19 protein-coding genes are annotated in these 18,425 nt (G+C 26.4%); 11 read left to right on the forward strand and 8 right to left on the reverse strand.

Translation table 11 applies throughout. From position 1 onward, the window contains the following. Positions 1 to 170: 170 nt before the first annotated feature. The 7 genes from XO12_RS09300 to XO12_RS09325 all read left to right on the forward strand — a co-directional run bounded on the left by XO12_RS09300 (position 171) and on the right by XO12_RS09325 (position 6,500). Positions 171 to 533, forward strand: a complete 363-nt coding sequence (locus XO12_RS09300) for a GntR family transcriptional regulator (protein WP_047266287.1) — start codon at positions 171 to 173, stop codon at positions 531 to 533. 1 nt (position 534) lies between these two features. Beyond that, positions 535 to 1,305 (forward strand): ABC transporter ATP-binding protein, encoded by a 771-nt coding sequence (locus XO12_RS09305; protein ID WP_052913249.1) that lies wholly within the window; start codon positions 535 to 537, stop codon positions 1,303 to 1,305. Further along, a complete protein-coding gene (locus XO12_RS09310; protein ID WP_047266289.1) occupies positions 1,305 to 2,060 on the forward strand; it encodes an ABC transporter permease subunit in 756 nt (251 codons plus the stop codon). Before XO12_RS09305 ends, XO12_RS09310 begins: the two co-directional genes overlap by 1 nt. Positions 2,061 to 2,073: 13 nt before the next feature. Next, positions 2,074 to 2,400 carry a heavy metal-binding domain-containing protein gene (locus XO12_RS09315; RefSeq protein WP_047266291.1) on the forward strand — a complete coding sequence of 109 codons (327 nt, stop codon included), beginning with the start codon at positions 2,074 to 2,076 and terminating at the stop codon, positions 2,398 to 2,400. A gap of 481 nt (positions 2,401 to 2,881) precedes the next feature. Beyond that, positions 2,882 to 3,007 (forward strand): hypothetical protein, encoded by a 126-nt coding sequence (locus tag XO12_RS11510; RefSeq protein ID WP_255350151.1) that lies wholly within the window; start codon positions 2,882 to 2,884, stop codon positions 3,005 to 3,007. 14 nt (positions 3,008 to 3,021) lie between these two features. Beyond that, the gene (locus XO12_RS09320) at positions 3,022 to 4,752 is read left to right on the forward strand and encodes an ABC transporter ATP-binding protein (RefSeq protein ID WP_047266292.1); all 1,731 of its coding nucleotides are present in this window, start codon (positions 3,022 to 3,024) and stop codon (positions 4,750 to 4,752) included. Beyond that, positions 4,752 to 6,500, forward strand: a complete 1,749-nt coding sequence (locus tag XO12_RS09325) for an ABC transporter ATP-binding protein (RefSeq protein ID WP_047266293.1) — start codon at positions 4,752 to 4,754, stop codon at positions 6,498 to 6,500. Before XO12_RS09320 ends, XO12_RS09325 begins: the two co-directional genes overlap by 1 nt. A gap of 93 nt (positions 6,501 to 6,593) precedes the next feature. On the opposite strand, the gene XO12_RS09330 is transcribed toward XO12_RS09325, so the two are convergent. From XO12_RS09330 to XO12_RS09365, 8 genes are read right to left on the reverse strand one after another with little or no spacing between them, the layout of a single operon-like run. Further along, positions 6,594 to 7,712, reverse strand: coding sequence for a TetR/AcrR family transcriptional regulator (locus XO12_RS09330; RefSeq protein WP_047266294.1), 1,119 nt, complete (start codon positions 7,710 to 7,712; stop codon positions 6,594 to 6,596). Between the two features lie 18 nt (positions 7,713 to 7,730). Further along, a complete protein-coding gene (locus XO12_RS09335) occupies positions 7,731 to 9,431 on the reverse strand; it encodes an alpha/beta fold hydrolase (protein WP_047266295.1) in 1,701 nt (566 codons plus the stop codon). A gap of 1 nt (position 9,432) precedes the next feature. Next, entirely contained in the window at positions 9,433 to 10,311 is an 879-nt protein-coding gene (locus XO12_RS09340; protein WP_047266296.1) for a branched-chain amino acid ABC transporter permease, read from the reverse strand. A gap of 4 nt (positions 10,312 to 10,315) precedes the next feature. Next, on the reverse strand, positions 10,316 to 11,008 hold the full coding sequence (locus tag XO12_RS09345) for an ABC transporter ATP-binding protein (protein WP_047266297.1): 693 nt from the start codon (positions 11,006 to 11,008) through the stop codon (positions 10,316 to 10,318). After that, complete coding sequence (locus tag XO12_RS09350; RefSeq protein ID WP_175420174.1) at positions 11,001 to 11,759, reverse strand: ABC transporter ATP-binding protein; 759 nt, start codon at positions 11,757 to 11,759, stop codon at positions 11,001 to 11,003. The genes XO12_RS09345 and XO12_RS09350 overlap by 8 nt, the downstream gene beginning before the upstream one ends. A gap of 46 nt (positions 11,760 to 11,805) precedes the next feature. Then, complete coding sequence (locus XO12_RS09355) at positions 11,806 to 12,978, reverse strand: ABC transporter substrate-binding protein (protein WP_175420175.1); 1,173 nt, start codon at positions 12,976 to 12,978, stop codon at positions 11,806 to 11,808. A 19-nt stretch (positions 12,979 to 12,997) separates the two neighbouring features. Further along, positions 12,998 to 14,326 carry an acetyl-CoA hydrolase/transferase family protein gene (locus tag XO12_RS09360; protein ID WP_254867720.1) on the reverse strand — a complete coding sequence of 443 codons (1,329 nt, stop codon included), beginning with the start codon at positions 14,324 to 14,326 and terminating at the stop codon, positions 12,998 to 13,000. Continuing rightward, a complete protein-coding gene (locus XO12_RS09365) occupies positions 14,316 to 15,329 on the reverse strand; it encodes a 3-oxoacyl-ACP synthase (protein WP_175420176.1) in 1,014 nt (337 codons plus the stop codon). The genes XO12_RS09360 and XO12_RS09365 overlap by 11 nt, the downstream gene beginning before the upstream one ends. Before the next feature lie 249 nt (positions 15,330 to 15,578). Between XO12_RS09365 and XO12_RS09370 the strand changes: the two genes are divergently transcribed. From XO12_RS09370 to XO12_RS09385, 4 genes are all read left to right on the forward strand, one after another. Next, complete coding sequence (locus tag XO12_RS09370; protein WP_047266302.1) at positions 15,579 to 16,361, forward strand: alpha/beta fold hydrolase; 783 nt, start codon at positions 15,579 to 15,581, stop codon at positions 16,359 to 16,361. Between the two features lie 223 nt (positions 16,362 to 16,584). Then, positions 16,585 to 17,019 carry a MarR family winged helix-turn-helix transcriptional regulator gene (locus XO12_RS09375; RefSeq protein WP_047266303.1) on the forward strand — a complete coding sequence of 145 codons (435 nt, stop codon included), beginning with the start codon at positions 16,585 to 16,587 and terminating at the stop codon, positions 17,017 to 17,019. Position 17,020: 1 nt separating this feature from the next. Further along, the gene (locus XO12_RS09380; protein ID WP_047266304.1) at positions 17,021 to 17,992 is read left to right on the forward strand and encodes an NAD-dependent epimerase/dehydratase family protein; all 972 of its coding nucleotides are present in this window, start codon (positions 17,021 to 17,023) and stop codon (positions 17,990 to 17,992) included. 134 nt (positions 17,993 to 18,126) lie between these two features. Next, a complete protein-coding gene (locus XO12_RS09385) occupies positions 18,127 to 18,282 on the forward strand; it encodes a hypothetical protein (RefSeq protein ID WP_156166171.1) in 156 nt (51 codons plus the stop codon). Positions 18,283 to 18,425 lie beyond the last annotated feature (143 nt).

The raw sequence follows: 18,425 nt of genomic DNA on the forward strand, positions 1-18,425 counted from the left end.
TGGTGGGGGGTGGGTTACAACTATAGTATATCCCTTAAATATTACAAATCAATACATTATTATGTTTTTTGTGTTAATTAAAAATAAAAATAAGATTAATAATATTATTTTTTATTATAGTTGTTGACATTTTCATACTGTAATAGTATAATATTACAGAGGTGATATAAATGTGGTTTTCTATAGATTTTCATTCGCATACTCCTGTATATAAACAAATAAAAAGTAAAATAAAAGAAAAAATTCTAAATAACGAATTAAAAAAAGAGATGTTTATTCCTTCGATTAGAGTATTAGCAAAAGATTTAGGTGTAAATTTAAATACTGTTGCAAGAGCTTATAGAGAATTAGAGAATGAAAATGTAATTAAATCTATACGAGGTTCTGGGTATATTGTTATAGGGGTAAATGAAAAAGATTTTATTAATAATAAAATTGAAGAATTTAAAAAAGCAGTTATTTCATGCAAAAGTGCAAATATTAAAAAAGAAGATCTATTTGAAATTATAGAAGATTTATTTGGAGGTGAATAGAGTGATCTTAAATATTGATGGATTAACAAAAAAATATGGAAATTTAATTGCAGTAAACAATATTTCTTTTGAAATAAGTCGTGGAGAAATATTTGGACTATTAGGTCCAAATGGTGCTGGAAAAACTACAACTTTAAAATGTATATTAGGTCTAAGAAAACAGAATAATGGTCAAATTCAAATTAATGGAACAATTGCTTATTTGCCAGAAAAAAAGCAATTATATAAAAGTTTAACAGTTGAAAAAATGATTGAGATTACTAATTTTTTGACAAAAGATTTTTCAATAAAAAAAGCATATGAATTATTAAATGACTTTAAAATAGATAAAAAAATTAAGATTTCAAATTTATCTTATGGAATGCTTACACAAATATATATTATACTTACTTTTTCACAAAATGCAGATATATATATTTTAGATGAACCAACATGGGGACTTGATCCTTTAATGAGAAATAAAGTTTTAGATTTAATGAGAGAAGTTACATACAACGGAAAAAGTGTATTATATACCAGTCACATACTTTCTGAGGTCGAAAAAATTGCAGATAGAATTACTATTATGTCTAAAGGACAAATATTAGAAATTGACTATCTTGATAATATAAAAAATAAATATACTGCCATATCACTTCCTAAAGAAGAAAAAACAAAAGGGTATTTATGGAAAAGTTTAGAAAAAGAAAATGTATGGATTGTTAAAAACAACAAAGGAGAACATATAACTATAGATGATATCTTCGAAGCTATTGTGAAGGGGGAATGGTAATGAAAAAAGAGTTTTATGAAATGAGAGTACGTTTTTTAATCTTATTTATAATAACAATAATCTTATTTTTTTCTATAGCTCCATTTCAAAAAATATATGTAAATATGATTGAAGAGAATATAACAGTTATAAAACCATATGCAGAAAAATTTGGTATAGCAAATATGATTGAAAATTTAAATGATTGGAATTATTATATTTATACTCAATGGTTTGGAAAAAACTTTGGACAAATGTTACCGATTTTTGCTATTATTGCAGCATTTCCATTATTTTCACGAGAATTTGAAAATGGAACAATGGAATATTTGATGGTAAGAAAATCAAGAGATTATATATTTTTATCAAAAGTATATAGTGGTTTGGTTTTATTGTTTCTGCTTATTATTTTTGGAAGTTTATTACCTGTTATATATTCTAATTTATTTAATAAAGATTTTAATTCTGTCATAGCGTATAAATTTATGATTCATGGATTATTTGGTGTATTATTCTGGTATGATATAACTGTATTTTTTTCTATATTCTTTAATGATCAGGTTAAACCCATTCTTTCATCTATAGGTTTATTAGCTATTACAACAGCATTGGGATTCATAAAACCTTTAAACTTTCTAAATACTTATATCTATATTCTTGGTAATAATATTTTAAAATACGGAAAAATTGATTGGACTTATAGTATATACCTTTTTGTTTTAGGAGAAATTATCGCTTCTTTAGCATATTACACTTTTAAAAACAAAGAAATCTAAGGGGGGTGTTTTTATGATAGTAACAACTGTTGGTTATGTTCCTGGATATGAGTTCAAAGAAGTTTTAGGTATAGTTATAGGTAATACTGTTCATTCAAAACATTTAGGAAGAGATATTGCTGCTGCATTTAAAACATTGGCTGGTGGTGAATTGAAAGGTTATACAGAAATGCTCACAGAAGCAAGGAATATTGCATATGAAAGAATGATCGATGAAGCAGAAAAACTTGGTGCTGACGCTATTATTGGTATGAGATTTTCAAGCTCTGCTGTTATGCAAGGCGCTGCAGAAATGTTGGCTTATGGAACTGCTGTAAAATTAAAGAAAATAGAAGATTAATTTTTTTGATTTATTTAATATTTTAACTTTATTGTTATAAAACAGTAATATCATTTGAATAATGATAGAATTTTGTTCGTAATCATAGATATTTATTTGTAATTATCTTTAATCTTCGTTAATTACTATTTTCTATTTTTTGATTATGTGTTATTATAAAAATTGTATAAAATCATTAAAATTCGAGAGGAGGTTATCACATGTTTATTAGAAGATTAGTTTCATTAAATCTTGTTAGTGGGATAAGTGTGCCTATTTGTGATAACCTTGCTCACATCAATTATTATTGATGATAAAGTAATTATTTGGGCTATGGTTATCACAACCATAGCCCATTTTTCATTTTATTGCTATTTTTGCTAAAAGGGCTATGGTTATCACGCCATAGCCCTATTTTTTTAAGGGAGGAATAAAAGATGGTTTTTTATTTTAATTTTTAAATTCTGACAAACTAAAAACAAAAAATTGTAGGAGGGATTTTATGTCAAATTATGGAAAATATTATAAAAAGAATTACAACAAAAGAATAAAATCATATTATGAAGGTTTTGATGAAATGGAAAATATCAAGGATATTTTGATTGAACTTAAAAGATTTAATTATTAATGGAGGTATTTAAAATGAAAAAGATATTAAAATATGTATTTGATCAAAAAAAATATATTATTATAGCTTCAATAGGTATGATAGGTGGTATTATTGCTGAATTAATTCTTCCTTACTTAAATAAAATTGTTATTGACAACATCATTATAAATAAACAAATAGATTTATTATTTATAACATTAACTGGAATATTTTTTATTACTATATTTCGGGCATTGATGGGATATGTGCAGGAGTTTACATTTGATTATGTTGGATCAAGAATTAGTAAGGCGTTAAAATTTGATTTATTTAAGCATATACAAAAACAACCTTTTAAATATTTTGATAAAACTAATACAGGTGAATTAATGTCTAGGATAGGTGAAGATGTTGATAACATATGGATGGCTTTCGGTTTTGGGATTGGTTTATCCGTTGAATTTTCTTTGTATTTTATTTTAGGTAGTGTTGTATTATTTTATTTAAACTGGAAATTAGCTTTAATTAGTTTAATTTCAGCGCCTTTTATAGCATATTTAGCAACAAAATTAGAAAAAGAAATAGGAAAAGCCTTTGATAAGATTAGTGATCAGGCTGCCGTTATTAATACAACTGCTCAAGAAAATATTTCTGGTGTTAGGCTTGTAAAAGCTTTCGCAAGAGAAAAGTATGAAATTCTTAAGTTTTTAAAATTGAATGATGAAAATTATAATTTGAATATTATGAAATCAAAAATATGGGGAAAATATTTTCCAACAATAGAATTCTTAGGTAATGCAGCTTTGATTTTGGTTGTTACTGTTGGTGGAATGTTTGTTATAAATGAAAAAATATCTTTAGGGACACTAGTCGCCTTTAATGGATATATGTGGATGATTGTATGGCCTATGAGATTAATTGGCTGGCTGTCAAATATATTATCTCAAGCAAATGCTTCAGCAAAAAAGATTGAAAAGATTTTTAATGAAATAGAAGAAGATTTTAAAGGAATCGAATTAGATAGAATCCATGGATCTATCGAATTTAAAAATGTAAGTTTCAAATATGAAAATGAATATGTATTAAAGAATATTAATTTCAAAATTGATGCAGGGAAAACTTTAGCAATTATGGGACCAACGGGTTCTGGAAAAAGTACATTAATTAGTTTAATTTCAAGATTTTATCCAATAGACGAAGGTGAAATTCTTATTGATGGTATAAATGTAAATGATATTTCATTAAATTCTTTAAGAAAAAATATTAGTATTATTTTTCAGGATACATTTTTGTTTTCTGAATCAGTAAAAGAAAACATCAAGTATGGAAAAGAAAATGCAACAGATAAAGAAATTATTAATGTTTGTAAAGAAGCTCAAGCTCATGATTTTATTATGAAATTACCTGAAAAATACGATACCTTAATAGGAGAAAGAGGTCTGGGGTTATCTGGAGGACAAAAACAACGTTTAACCATTGCAAGAGGATTATTAAAAAATGCTCCTATTATTATTTTTGACGATGCAACATCTGCTCTTGACATGGATACAGAATATGAATTGTTGGAAAGTATTTATTCAAAGGAAAAACAAAATACTAAAATTATTATTGCTCACAGAATATCTGCTGTAAAAAACGCTGATGAAATCATATTTCTTGAAAATGGTGAAATTGTTGAAAGAGGAAATCATTACGAATTATTAGAAAGAAAAGGAAAATATTTTGATATATTTAAAGAACAATTTAAAGATTTTGAAGATTTAGTAAGAGATGAGGTGATTTAATGAAATTTGAAAAATTAAATATCATTTTTAGAATATTTTCATATTTAAAACCTTTTTTATTAAAAACTGTATTTGTAATATTTTTGATGATTATAGTTATGATAATAAATTTAATTAATCCATACTTTTTTAAGGTTGCTATTGACAAATATATAGCAAATAATGATTTAAATGGTTTGTTTATGATTGGAGGTTTAATTTTATTATTAAATATAATTGCTTTATTTTTATCAAGAATTAGAATTATAGAAATGGGTAAAATAACCAATAAAATTGTTTTAAATATAAGGCATGAGTTATATGAACATATACAAAAATTGTCTTTTTCGTTTTTTGATAGCAGACCTGTTGGAAAGATTTTAGCTCGTGTTGTTAATGATGTAAATTCATTACAACAGCTATTTGCAAATAGTATAACAAGTTTAATTCCAGAATTATTAACATTAATTTTTGTTGCTGCAATTATGTTTTATATGAATTATAAACTAGCATTAGCCTCTATGATTATTTTACCTTTACTTATTATTGGATTATTCTTAATAGAAACTATAAGTAGAAAAAGATGGATGAAATACAGAAACAATCGATCAGAATTAAATGCTTTTACTCATGAAGCTATTTCAGGAATCAGGGTTGTTAAAGCTTTTACCGCAGAAAATAAAACAAATAATAGATTTAAATTGTTGACAAACAAAATGATGGATTCATTTGTAAATGCTGTAAAGATAAATGATTGGTTTTGGGCTATGGTCTTTGTTTCCTGGGGAATCGGAAGTGTTGTTGTTTTTTATTTAAGTGTAAAGATGATTAATTTAAATGAAGTTACTGTTGGCACTGTGGTTGCTTTTGTTGGATATATAAGTATGTTCTGGAGACCCATTATGAATTTAAGTAATTTTTATAATTCATTAGTTACAAATATCTCTGCTGCTGAGAGAATATTTGAAATATTGGATACAGAACCAAATATTATAAATCCTGAAAATGCTGAAATTATGCCAAAAATAAACGGACATGTTGAATTTAAGAATGTATATTTTTCATATGATAGAGATATTGTATTAAGTAATGTTTCATTTAAAATCGATCCTGGAGAAACTATAGCATTAGTAGGACCAACAGGCGCTGGAAAAACAACTATTGTAAATTTAATAAGTAGATTTTATGATCCTCAAAAAGGACAAATTTTAATTGATGGTTATAACATTAAGAATGTTGATTTAGAATCATTACGTTCTCAAATGGGTATTATGCTTCAAGATACATTTCTTTTTTCTGATACTATAAAAAATAATATAAAATATGGAAAATTAGATGCTACAGATGAAGAAATAATAAAAGCTGCTAAAAGTGTTCATGCTCATGAATTTATTATGAAATTAGAAAAGGGTTATGATACTGATGTAAATGAAAGAGGAGTTAGACTATCAATAGGAGAAAGACAATTAATTTCGTTTGCTAGAGCTTTATTAGCAAATCCAAGGATTTTAATTCTTGATGAAGCAACTTCAAATATTGATACTCATACAGAAAAATTAGTACAAGATGGAATAAAAAAACTTTTAAAAGGTAGAACTTCATTCGTTATTGCTCATAGACTTTCAACAATAAGAAATGCTGATAGAATCTTTTATATTGATAATGGAAGAATTATTGAAACAGGAAATCATTTAGAATTAATGAGGAAAAAAGGATATTATTACAATCTTTATATTTCACAGTTCAAATTTTTAGAAATTGGCGCTTAAAAAAATAGAGAATACCGGAATATCGGTATTCTCTACTTAATTTTTTCTATTAAATCTATTAATTCAGAATTATTATAATACTGAATTTGATACTTAAGTTTTAATATTTATTCCTTTGGTTAAATATTTTGATAGTTCAAATAAAAATTTCTTTTTATCCTTTATCGTATTTTCAAATAAATATTCAATACCTGTATAATGCGAGATTCCCATTAAATACATAGCTGTTACTTCTTTATTTCTATTTTTAATATTTCTTAAATGTTTTATATAACTTTTTTTAAATTCTACATAATATTCTCTTACTTCTTTGTTAACTACAAATTCTGCTTCTCTGATTATTTCATAATAGTTTTTATTTCGTTTAAAAAATTCCAAGAATAAATATATACCTATTAATTCCTTTTCTAATCTATTTAAGTCTAAAGGTAAATTCTTTGATATGAATAATCGCGTTTTATGCCCTATTTGTCTAACAATTTCTTTTAAAAATTCTTCCTTACTAGGGAAATATATATAAAATGTTCCCACTGCCAAACTTACATAATTAGTAATTTCAAATATTTTTACCTTGTAATACCCTTTTTGGCTAAATAAATCTATACCTGCATTTATTAATAACTGTTTTGTTGTTTTTTTTTCTTCTTCACATTCTTTGATATCAAAATCAAACAATTTATTATCATTAGTTTTTTCAAAAAAAACTCCGTTAAATACTATATCAAAAAAATCTTCCACATTCATATTAATCCAACCATATGAAGACATAATACCTAAAAATCTTAAACCACCAATTATATAAATATAATCGACCTCACTTATTTCTCTATCTAAAATCCTTTTTAGTATATCAATATATAAATTCCTTAGTTCTTTTTCATATTGGGGAAATCTATATTGTCCTTCTCTAAAAATTGTGACTAATGTTTTATACTTTTTGGCTGCACCAAATACTATATTAAAAAAAGATTTAAGTTTCTCTTTTTTAGTATTACCAGAATATTTATAAAATTCATTTTTAAGAATCTCTAATAGATAATTAAGCAAATATTCAAACAATTGTTGTTTGTTTTTGAAATAATTATAAAACACTCCGTTTGAAAGATTTGCATTTCTACAAATCTCTGCGACTGACACTGTTTCATACCATTTTTTTGAAAACAATTCTATAGCTGAATCAATTATTTTTTCTCTTATATTAGCTTTTCTCATAATAACAACTCCAAACTTTTAAAAATTTCTCAACTCATTTATAAACAACTCTGGATCCTCTACAATAATTGAATGGCCAATATGATCAAATACTTTTAATTCTCCATTTAAATATTTCAATGTTTCTTTAGCCATTGTTTCTGTAATTAATAAATCTTTTTTGCCAAGTATAAATAATACCTTATTTTTATAGTTTTTTGCAATATCTGTATAATCATATTTTTCTAAAGCTCTGGCATTTCCAACAAAACAGTTTTCATTCATCAAAAGAGCTTCATTTGTAAGTTCATCCAATAATTTTTCATCCTTATTTTCTGGCATAATAGATTTTAACGCTGTTTTTAAAAGAGTTTTATTACTCTTATACATTTCTAAAACAGGATAATTCTCTTCTGGTGTTTTTAATCCATTTATAGGGGAAGAATCTATTAAAAGCAGTTTTTCGCTTTTTTCAGGATATCGAAAAGAGAGAGATTGAGCTACAGCACCTCCCAACGAGTGTCCTACAATTATGGCTTTTTCAATTTTTAATTTATTCATAAACATTTTTACATAATCAGCATATAAGTCTATATCACACTTTTCTATTCTATCAGATCTTCCAAAATTTGGCAAATCTAAAGCAAGTATTTTAAATCCTTCAATATTCATAACTTTTTGAAACCATCGTGCAGATGCAAAATTCCCATGTATCATTATAACAGTTTTCCCATTTCCATTTTCATAATAATAAATATTTTTTCCATTAATTTTAACATATTTTCCATTCATCTTTTTATCCCTCCATAATTTCTTTTTAAAAGCCACATATGGTATTTCAAAATATTTAAAATACGAAATAATTAAGCCATACATAATGCCTTTTGGAAAAAACAAAACAAAAATTATCAGCAACCCTCCAAATATCAAAGACATTGGTATGTTTGATCTAGAAAAAACAAATGGCAATCCTGTAATTACAATAGCTCCTATTAGCCCACCATGTATTGACGATATTCCACCTATAATAATCATAGCCAATAAATTTAATGATGTTGCTAATCCAAAATCCGTTGGTGAAATATACCCCATTGTATGTGCATATAAAGTTCCTGCAATTCCTCCATATATTGCACTAATAATAAAAGCATGAAGTTTTATATAAGATATATTAATCCCATACGCCCTTGAAGCTATTTCACTTTCTCTAACCATTTTGTATTTTAATCCAATAGGTGATTTTATCAAAATAATAGCAAAATAAGATAATAAGACATAAAAGATTAAATTTATTGTGTATATGCCAAAATCATTTTTTATTAAAGGGGGTATATCTCTTAATCCCACATGTCCTCCTAAAAAATCAAAAACTCCTATTAATTGCTCAATAGCTATTCCAAATGCCATTGTTGCAATAGCTAAATAAAATCCTCTTAATCTCAATGCGGGTAACCCTATTATAATTCCTAAAATTGCAGATAATAACATCGCTATAATTAAATTAATAAAAAAAGGCATATTATATGTAAGGGTTAAATATGCTGTAGTAAAGGCTCCTATTGCCATAAAAGCTCCATGCCCTATAGAAATCTGACCTGTATATCCAGAAATTATATTTAAACCTAATGCTGAAATAGCAAATATTAATATACTTGATAATATCAATAATATAAAAGGTTTTGATAAAAATAAAATTCCTATTAATATCCCTATTAATAATATACAAATAGATTGTTTCATATTAAACTCTCCCTTCAAAACCTTTTGAAAAAATACCAGAGGGTTTAACTATAAGCATTACAATAATTAATATTAAAATTATTGATAATTGAAAATCTGGTGAAATATAAATACCAACTATTTTTTCTAAAACGCCTAAAATAATTCCACCAAATATTACTCCAAATAAACTAGAAAAACCACCCAAAACACCTGCAGTAAAACCATATAATTGCATGTTAACCATCATATTAGGATGAATATATTCTTTGGGGGCTATTAAAACAGCTACTAAAGAAGATAACGTTATTCCTATACCCCATACTATTGAATCTATTTTGTCAACACTAATACCTACCACTTCAGCACCAACTTCGTCTTGAGATCTTGCCCTAATAGCTATACCTAATCTCGTAAATTTCAAAAAAACTGCCATTATTATAGCAATTGAAAAAGCTATTATAGTTACCCAAAAATCATTAATAGGTATAACTAATATATTCTCTCCTAAATTTATTATTATTGGCATTCCTTTAAATAATTCTGGGAAAGATTGATAATCTGTACCCCATATCAATACACTCAACCCTTCAAATATCATTAATAATCCTAATGTAACTATTAGCATTCCCCCGTGAGAAATATGCTTAATAGGTTTTAATAATTTATCTATTAAAAAACCAAGAAAATAACCAAATATCAATGCTGATAAAATGGAAACAATCAAACTATGTGTTAGTGTATAAACAGAAAAGGCAAAAAAAGCAGAAATCATTCCTGCATGTCCATGTGCAAAATTCATTACTCCTACTGTTTTAAAAATAATGGCAATTCCAAATGCCATTAATCCATATAATACTCCCTGAGGAATTCCTAATATTATCCCTTGAAGAATCCACATGATCTCACCTACCAAGATAAGCTTTTTTTATTTTTTCATCGTATAATAATTCTTTTGCTATACCAGAATGTACTATTTTACCTGTTTCTAGAATATAAGCTCTATTGCTTATTTTCAAAGCTTTTATTGCATTTTGCTCTACTAATAATATTGAAATCCCCTGTTTTTTTAACTCAATTAAAACATTAAAAATTTCATCAATAATTATGGGTGCTAATCCTAATGAAGGTTCATCAAGCATTAAAACTTCCGGATCCCCCATTAACGCTCTACCTACTGCAAGCATCTGCTGTTCCCCACCTGACAAAGAACCTGCAATTTGTTTTTTTCTATTTTTTAAAATTGGAAAAAGATTATATACTTTTTCCAAATTATTTTTTTCATCTCCTCTAATAAAACTTCCCATTTTTAAATTTTCTTCAACTGTTAATCCTGGAAAAATTCTTCTGTTTTCAGGACACAATATCAATCCTCTTTTTACTAACTTCGTAGTCTTAGCTTTTGATATATTTTCTCCTTTAAAATATATTTCTCTATCACTTTTTACTATACTCATAATCCCCATTAATGTAGAAGTTTTACCTGCTCCATTTGAACCTAATATTGAAACTATTTCTCCTTTTTCTAATCTAAAAGATATGCCTTTTACCGCTTTCACATGTCCATAATTTACAAATAAGTTTTTTATTTCAAACATTTTCTGTCTCCCCCAAATATACTTTTATTACTTGTGTATTATTTGCAATTTCTTCAGGAGTCCCTTCAGCTATTTTTTCACCAAAATTCATAACAGTTATTTTGTCAGAAATTTTCATCACTAAACTCATATCATGTTCAACTAACAAAATAGTAATCTGTTTTTCTTTATTAATTAATTTAAATATATCCTCAATTTCCAATGTCTCTTGTGAATTTAACCCAGCAGCTGGTTCATCGAAAAGTATTAATTCTGGTTCTGATACAATAGCTCTGGCTATTTCTATTCTTTTTAAAACCCCATATGGTAATTGAGAAGGATATGAAGATAATCTGTTTTTCAACCCCAATAATTCTGATATTTCTAATATTTTTATTTTTATCTCCTCATCAAACTTTTTTGATTCTCCACTTAAAATTTGTTTTATATCTCCTTTAAAGTTATAAGCTATCCCTGTATATATATTTTCATAAACATTCAAAAAATTAAATAATTGTAAATTTTGAAATGTTCTTGTTATACCTTCATATATTATTTTTTCTGGTTTTAAATCCAATAAATTTTTATTTTTGTATATAACTTTCCCATTTATAGGTTTAACGACACCAGTTATAACATTAAATAATGTAGTCTTACCTGCACCGTTAGGTCCTATTAATGAATGTATTTTCCCTTTTTCTATTTTTATATTCATGTTTTTTACTGCTACTAATCCACCAAATTTTACACTTATATCTACAATTTCAAGCATTGTCTCACCTCATTTTTAAAATTAGCAGGGATTATCCCTGCTAATTTTATTTTTCATAATAGATCCAATTTGTCATCTGAGACCATACGCCTTTTCTAACTCTTAAAACATACATAGATTGTTTACCTAATCTACACGTATTATCCTCATGATTATACGGCTTATAGGTTATTTCATGTGCTAACATTCCTGTCCATTTATTCATACTTTCCAATGCTTTTACTAAATTTTCTCTTGTTAAATCTTCTCCTGCCCTAGTTACCGCTTCTACAAAAACCTCTGCTGCAATCATTCCTGCTATTGCATATGCATTTGGCATTTGATCAAAATATTTTCGATATATTTGAAATGGTTTTAAATCAGGTTTTGAAAAATCCACATTTACCCATGCCATGGCTTCTACCCCTTCTGCAGCTTCTTTAGCTAATAAAATATAAGAAGCATCTGAATTTGCATATGTTAATACATATTTTTGCCTTTGTAATCCATATTGTTTTGCCTGTTTTACAAAATTAACTGATTGTGGAATGAATAACATAACTGCTATAGCATCCGGTTGTTTTGCTATTAATTTTGTTATTTCTGTTGAAAAATCATTTGCTATAGGATTAATAGCTATTGTTTCAACGGGTTTCATATTATATTTATGTTTTAATGTTTCAACAGCAGAATTTAAAAATTCCTTTCCTGCATCATCATTTCTATATATTATTGCAATTTTTTTTGCTCTCTTTGTTTTTACCAAATAATTAATTACTATATTTCCTTCTAAAGTATAATTTGGTTGCACAGGGAATATATATTTCTTTGGTGGTATTGCTAATAATGAAGAACCACTTGCTTGATAAACATATGGAACTTTGGAATTATTTACATAATTCATAACAGCAAGATTACCCGGTGTTCCTAAACCTCCAACTAATGCAAAAACCTTATCATTTTCAACTAATCTTTTTACTTCTACAGTAGTTTTAGCCGGATTAAATTGATCATCAGCAACAATTAAATTGATTTTTCTTCCAAAAATTCCTCCATTATCATTAACATAGTTAAAATAAGCATTCATACCATTTGCAACACTTTGACCAATAACTGCAACTGGTCCTGACATTGCTTGGAATGTACCTATTTTAATCTCTGTATCGGTAACCCCTACTTCGGCATAAACTATTGATAACATCAAAATAATACTAAAAACCACCAATAATACTTTTTTCATGATTTTTACCCCCTTTTTATTATAAATATCCCAATCTTTTTGCTTCTTTTACTAACTCTTCTCTAAATTTCGGATGCGATATACTTATTAACGCATTTACTCTATCTTTAAGATTTTTACCTCTTAAATGCGCAATACCATATTCAGTAACAACATAATCCAAATCCTGTCTTGGTACTGTTACAAAAGAACCTTGAGGTAACATTGGAACTATAGTTGATATAGTTCCTTTCTTTGCAGTTGTTCTTAATGCTATAATCCCTTTTCCATTTTTACTCATTACTGCTCCTCTATGAGTATCAAGTTGCCCCCCTGTTCCAGAATATTGTTTTGGACCTATTGACTCAGAACATACTTGACCTGTTAAATCCACAGTTATCGCGGTATTTATACTTACCATGTTTTCATTTTTTGATATAACATATGGATCATTTACATAATTCCCTCTCATTATCCAAACACCAGGATTATTATCTAACCATTCATACATCCTTTTTGTTCCTAATGCAAATGTACATATAAATTTTCCTTTCCATAACGTTTTTTTCATATTGGTTATGACTCCAGCCTCAAATAAATCAATCATCGATTCAGTAAACATTTCTGTGTGTATTCCCAAATCTTTTTTATGATTTAAAAGTTTTGCTACCGCATTAGGTATTCCGCCTATCCCAATTTGCAATGTTGAACCATCATCAACCAATTCAGATATATATTCTGCAATAATTTTTTCTGTTTCAGAAGGTTCGACTATTGGTAACTCTGGAATCTCCCATGAATTTTCAACAATATAATCAACTTGTGAAATGTGTACTTGAGTTTCTCCGTGAGTCCAGATGAATTTATCATTTATTTCTAATATTACTATATCTGCTTTTTCTAAAACCTCCATTTCATATACATTGGAAATACCTAAATTAAAATATCCTGTTTTCTCATGCATAGGAGTCACAGTTCCCCAAAAAATTACAATATTTCCATTCTCTTTTTCAGACATTAATTTATCTGTACCAGCCATATGTAAATTGTTTGGAATGAAATCTACTGTTTTTAATCCTAATTTTTTTGCTTTTCTTGTTGGCGGACTTAAAAACCATGAATGATTATTATAAACATTCTCATATTCTTCATTCATAAAAAAATCATATTCTTTCATATTCAAACAAGTTACTACTTTTAAATTTTCAAAGTGCGACTTGTAGTTATGTAAATTTCCCAATAAACCTTGTGCTTCAGCAGAAGCCAATCCTGTAATTATAGTTGCTTTTTTTGGTAAAGATAATATAGCATCTTCAATACTTCTTAATTTTTTATTATATTCATCTTTCCACATTTTATCACCTCTCATATTTGCCCCAATGTACTACCGCAGAAGCCCATACAAAACCCAATCCTGCTCCTGCAAGAACTACTTTATCTCCAGATTTTATTTTTCCACTTTTTAAACCTATTTCTATAGACAGCACCTGATCATTTTGCCCAATATGTCCATATTCTTCCAAATATGTACTTTGAGATTTTTTTAATCCTAATTCTTCAAGAACAGATAAATGTGCTGATCTTTTAAAATGTAAAATAGCTAAATAATCAATATCTTTTCTCTCAAGGTTTGACTTTTCCAAAGCTTTATCTATTACATAATAGAAATTCGGCATTGTTTTTTTCTTTAATTTTTCTTTAAAGCTTTCAACATCCCTAACAACAAAATGAAATTTTTCAATATCTTCTTTTTTCATAGGCCAATTTTTTGTTCCTCCAACCTCTACAACACAATCCTCGGAAAAAGAACCATCACCTTTAAAGGCTGTACCTAAAATAACATTTTCATTATAATCCTTTTTTAAAATCATGGCGGCTCCACCTGCACCTATGTCAAACATAAAAGATGTTTCTTTTACATTATAATTAATTAAATCACCATTTCTGTAGCCACTAACTAATAATACAGTTTTTATCTCTTCATTTGCTAACATCATTGACCTTGCAACTTCCATAGCACTCATCATTGAGCCACACATAGCTTCCATATCAAATGACCATGCATTTTTAGCTCCTAATACATCTGCAATCTTCAGCCCAGCTAACCAACATGGATAATCCTTATGTTGACCACCATTCCATATAACTAAATCTATATCTTCTGACTTTATTTTCGCTCTTTCTATAGCTTGTTGTGCTGCTTTAATCCCCATATAACTCGTTGTATCTTTCGGACCAGGAATTGGTTTTTTTATAACTCCAAATTTCTCTTTTATTACATCAACTGGTATTTTTGTTTTCTCAGAAATTTCTTCTGCTGTAATAAATGTTTCTGGAATATACACACCTATACTTAGTATTCCAACATTCATATAATCACCTCAATTCTATTCTACAAACTTTTAATAAATACAAATAAATATGAATCACTTCTCATGAATAATGAACTATTTCTCATTATATCTCTTTTTACATTTTTTATAAAATTGCTTTATAACTGATTAAAGCAGATTCAGCAATTATATTCTTATTTATAAAATAAAATCTTCAATTTAAAAAGATTTATGTTATGTTAATATGTGTTATAATTTTTTATAACACATATTTGAGAGGTGATTCATATGTTTTTTGAAAAAAAAGGGATATATTATGAAATTTATGGTGAAGGAAAACCACTTATTTTGCTTAATGGTATAATGATGAGTACTTTAAGTTGGACATCTCATATTAAAGTTTTGAGTAAATATTTTAAAATCATTGTATATGATATGAGAGATCAGGGAAGATCAAAAAAATTAGAAGAAGGTTATGACATATCCATTCATGTTGAAGACTTACATAATTTTATAATTCATCTTGGTTTAGAAAAAGTAAATATTTTAGGATTATCATATGGAGGTCAGGTTGCAGAATTGTTTGCTATAAAATATCAAAAAATGATAGATAAATTGATATTATCAAATACTACTTCTAAAGTTGATAATTATTTATATGCAATTGGCGAAGCATGGAAAATTGCTGCAAAAACGTATGATGGTGAAATTTTTTTTGATTTGGCTTTACCTTTTATATACTCTAAAACTTTTTATAATGAAAAATTGGAATGGTTGATGAATAGAAGAAAGTTATTTAAAGACATATTAACAAAAGAATGGTTTGATTCTTTTATTAGATTATCTTCTTCGAATACTACTTTTGATGTTTCAAATGAAATAGAAAAAATTAATATACCAACATTATTGATCGCTGCAGAAGAAGATATTCTTACTCCTGTTGAGGATATGGCATATATTAATTCAAAAATCAAAACATCAAATCTTGTTGTTATAAAAAATTCAGGACATGCTGCATTTTTAGAAAAAATAGATTTATATTGTAATCTAATAAAAGGTTTTCTATTATAAAAAACTCTATTTAAATATGGCATAGTAGTTATATTTCAATATGTGCATTTATTTTTACATATATTTCTTTATAATTAATAAGGTGATTTCTACTTTCAAATATTAATCTGGATAGAATATTCTATCCAGATTATTTCTAAAAAAATAATTAAATTTTTGAACTATTTATATTTTTAATAGTCTAAATAACAAACAAAAATAATAATGATATTGGAGGGATATTATGATAGATTCAAAAAAAACTCTAGAATTACTTTTTGATCTTATTTCTAATTTCACAAAAACAATATCGGACTTTTCAGAAGCAGAAAAACTTAAAACTATGGAATTTTATATTGTGATGTATATCGGATTAAAAGGGCCACAAAAAATGAGCAATTTAGCAAAACATTTTTCCACAACAAAAAGTAATATAACAAATATTGTTGATAACCTAGAAAAAAAATCATATGTTGAAAGATTAAGAACCAAAGAAGATAGACGAATTATCTTAATAACACTTACAAAAAAAGGAGAAAAAGTATTTAGTGAAACAGTTAAAAATTTTAAGTTACTATTTAATGATTTTATATCTAAAGTTTCTAAAGAAGATTTTGAAATTATTTCAAAAGGGTTCTATAAAATAATAGATATTTATAATTCTTCAGGAAGTGATTAATATGATTTTAATTACAGGAGCTACAGGGCATATTGGTAATATTTTGGTGAAAAAACTATATAAATCTGGAAAGAAAATAAGAATATTCGTTTTGCCAAATGAAGATTTATCTATGTTTAAAGGAATGAATTTAGAAGTCTATTATGGTGATATCAGAGATTATAATGCAGTAAATAAAGCTTGTAAAAGTATTAATAAAATTTTCCATCTTGCTGCTGTAATATCTTTGCTTCCATTAAAAAATAAACTTGTATATTCTATAAATGTTGGTGGCGTAGAAAACGTTATAAAAGCTATAAAAGAAAATAACATTGAAAAATTGTTATATGTTAGTTCTGTTCATGCTTTTTCAGAAATAGAAAAAGGAGCTACAATTGATGAAAATACCCCTATCGACCCAAATAAAACTACTGGTGCATATGGAAAATCAAAAGCTATAGCCACTTTGAAAGTATTAAATGCTATAAATAATAATGAAATAAACGCTACTATTATTTTTCCAACAGGGATTATAGGGCCATTCGACTACAAAAATTCTGAAATTACTAAAGTATTTAAAAATTACTTAAATAATGAAATAAAAATTTTTATTGATGGAGCTTTTGATTTTGTAGATGTAAGAGATATTGTGGATGGTATAATAAAAGCTTCAGAAAAAGATAATGAAAAATATATATTAAGTGGGGAAAATTTGTCTATGAGAATTATTTTTCATTATCTGAATATTATAACAGGAAAAAATATCAAGATAAAATATATTTCCGAATTGAATTCTTATATTATATCTTATTTTAGCCTTTTTAGCTATCTTACTAAAATGAAAAAAAGTTTATATTTAAGTCCCTATAGTGTTCATACTTTACATAAATATTATAAATTTTCTCATAAAAAAGCTCAAAAGGATTTAGATTATAATCCACGTTCATTATATGAAACAATAAAAGATACAATCTCATGGATATGTAAATATTAAAATGATAAAAACTGGTTATCTTCAATGTTATTCTTGTTTAATATATCTTTTATAATATCCAATGTAATAATAATAAATTCGAAATTTCAAATGAGTATAGAAATGAAATAAGGGGTAGAATAGGATCATTAAAAATGGTAATAATGCAGATAGCAACAATAATTGGAATATATATAGGTGGAAAAATAATAGATAAAATCAGCAGTGGGTATTATTTAATATTTTTAGGATTAACAGGCATATTAGTAACAACGCTTTATATAATTCCATATTCTCGTGAGAATATATAAAAACAGTTTTTTGTAAGATACATTTATGCTATAATAATACTAAGAAAAAACAAATGTGGAGATGATGAAAATGAAAAAATTACCAATAGGAGTACAGGATTATAAAGAAATAATAGAAGAAAATTATATATATGTAGATAAAA

Source organism: Marinitoga sp. 1154 (genome assembly GCF_013363285.1).
Taxonomy (GTDB): Bacteria; Thermotogota; Thermotogae; order Petrotogales; family Petrotogaceae; genus Marinitoga.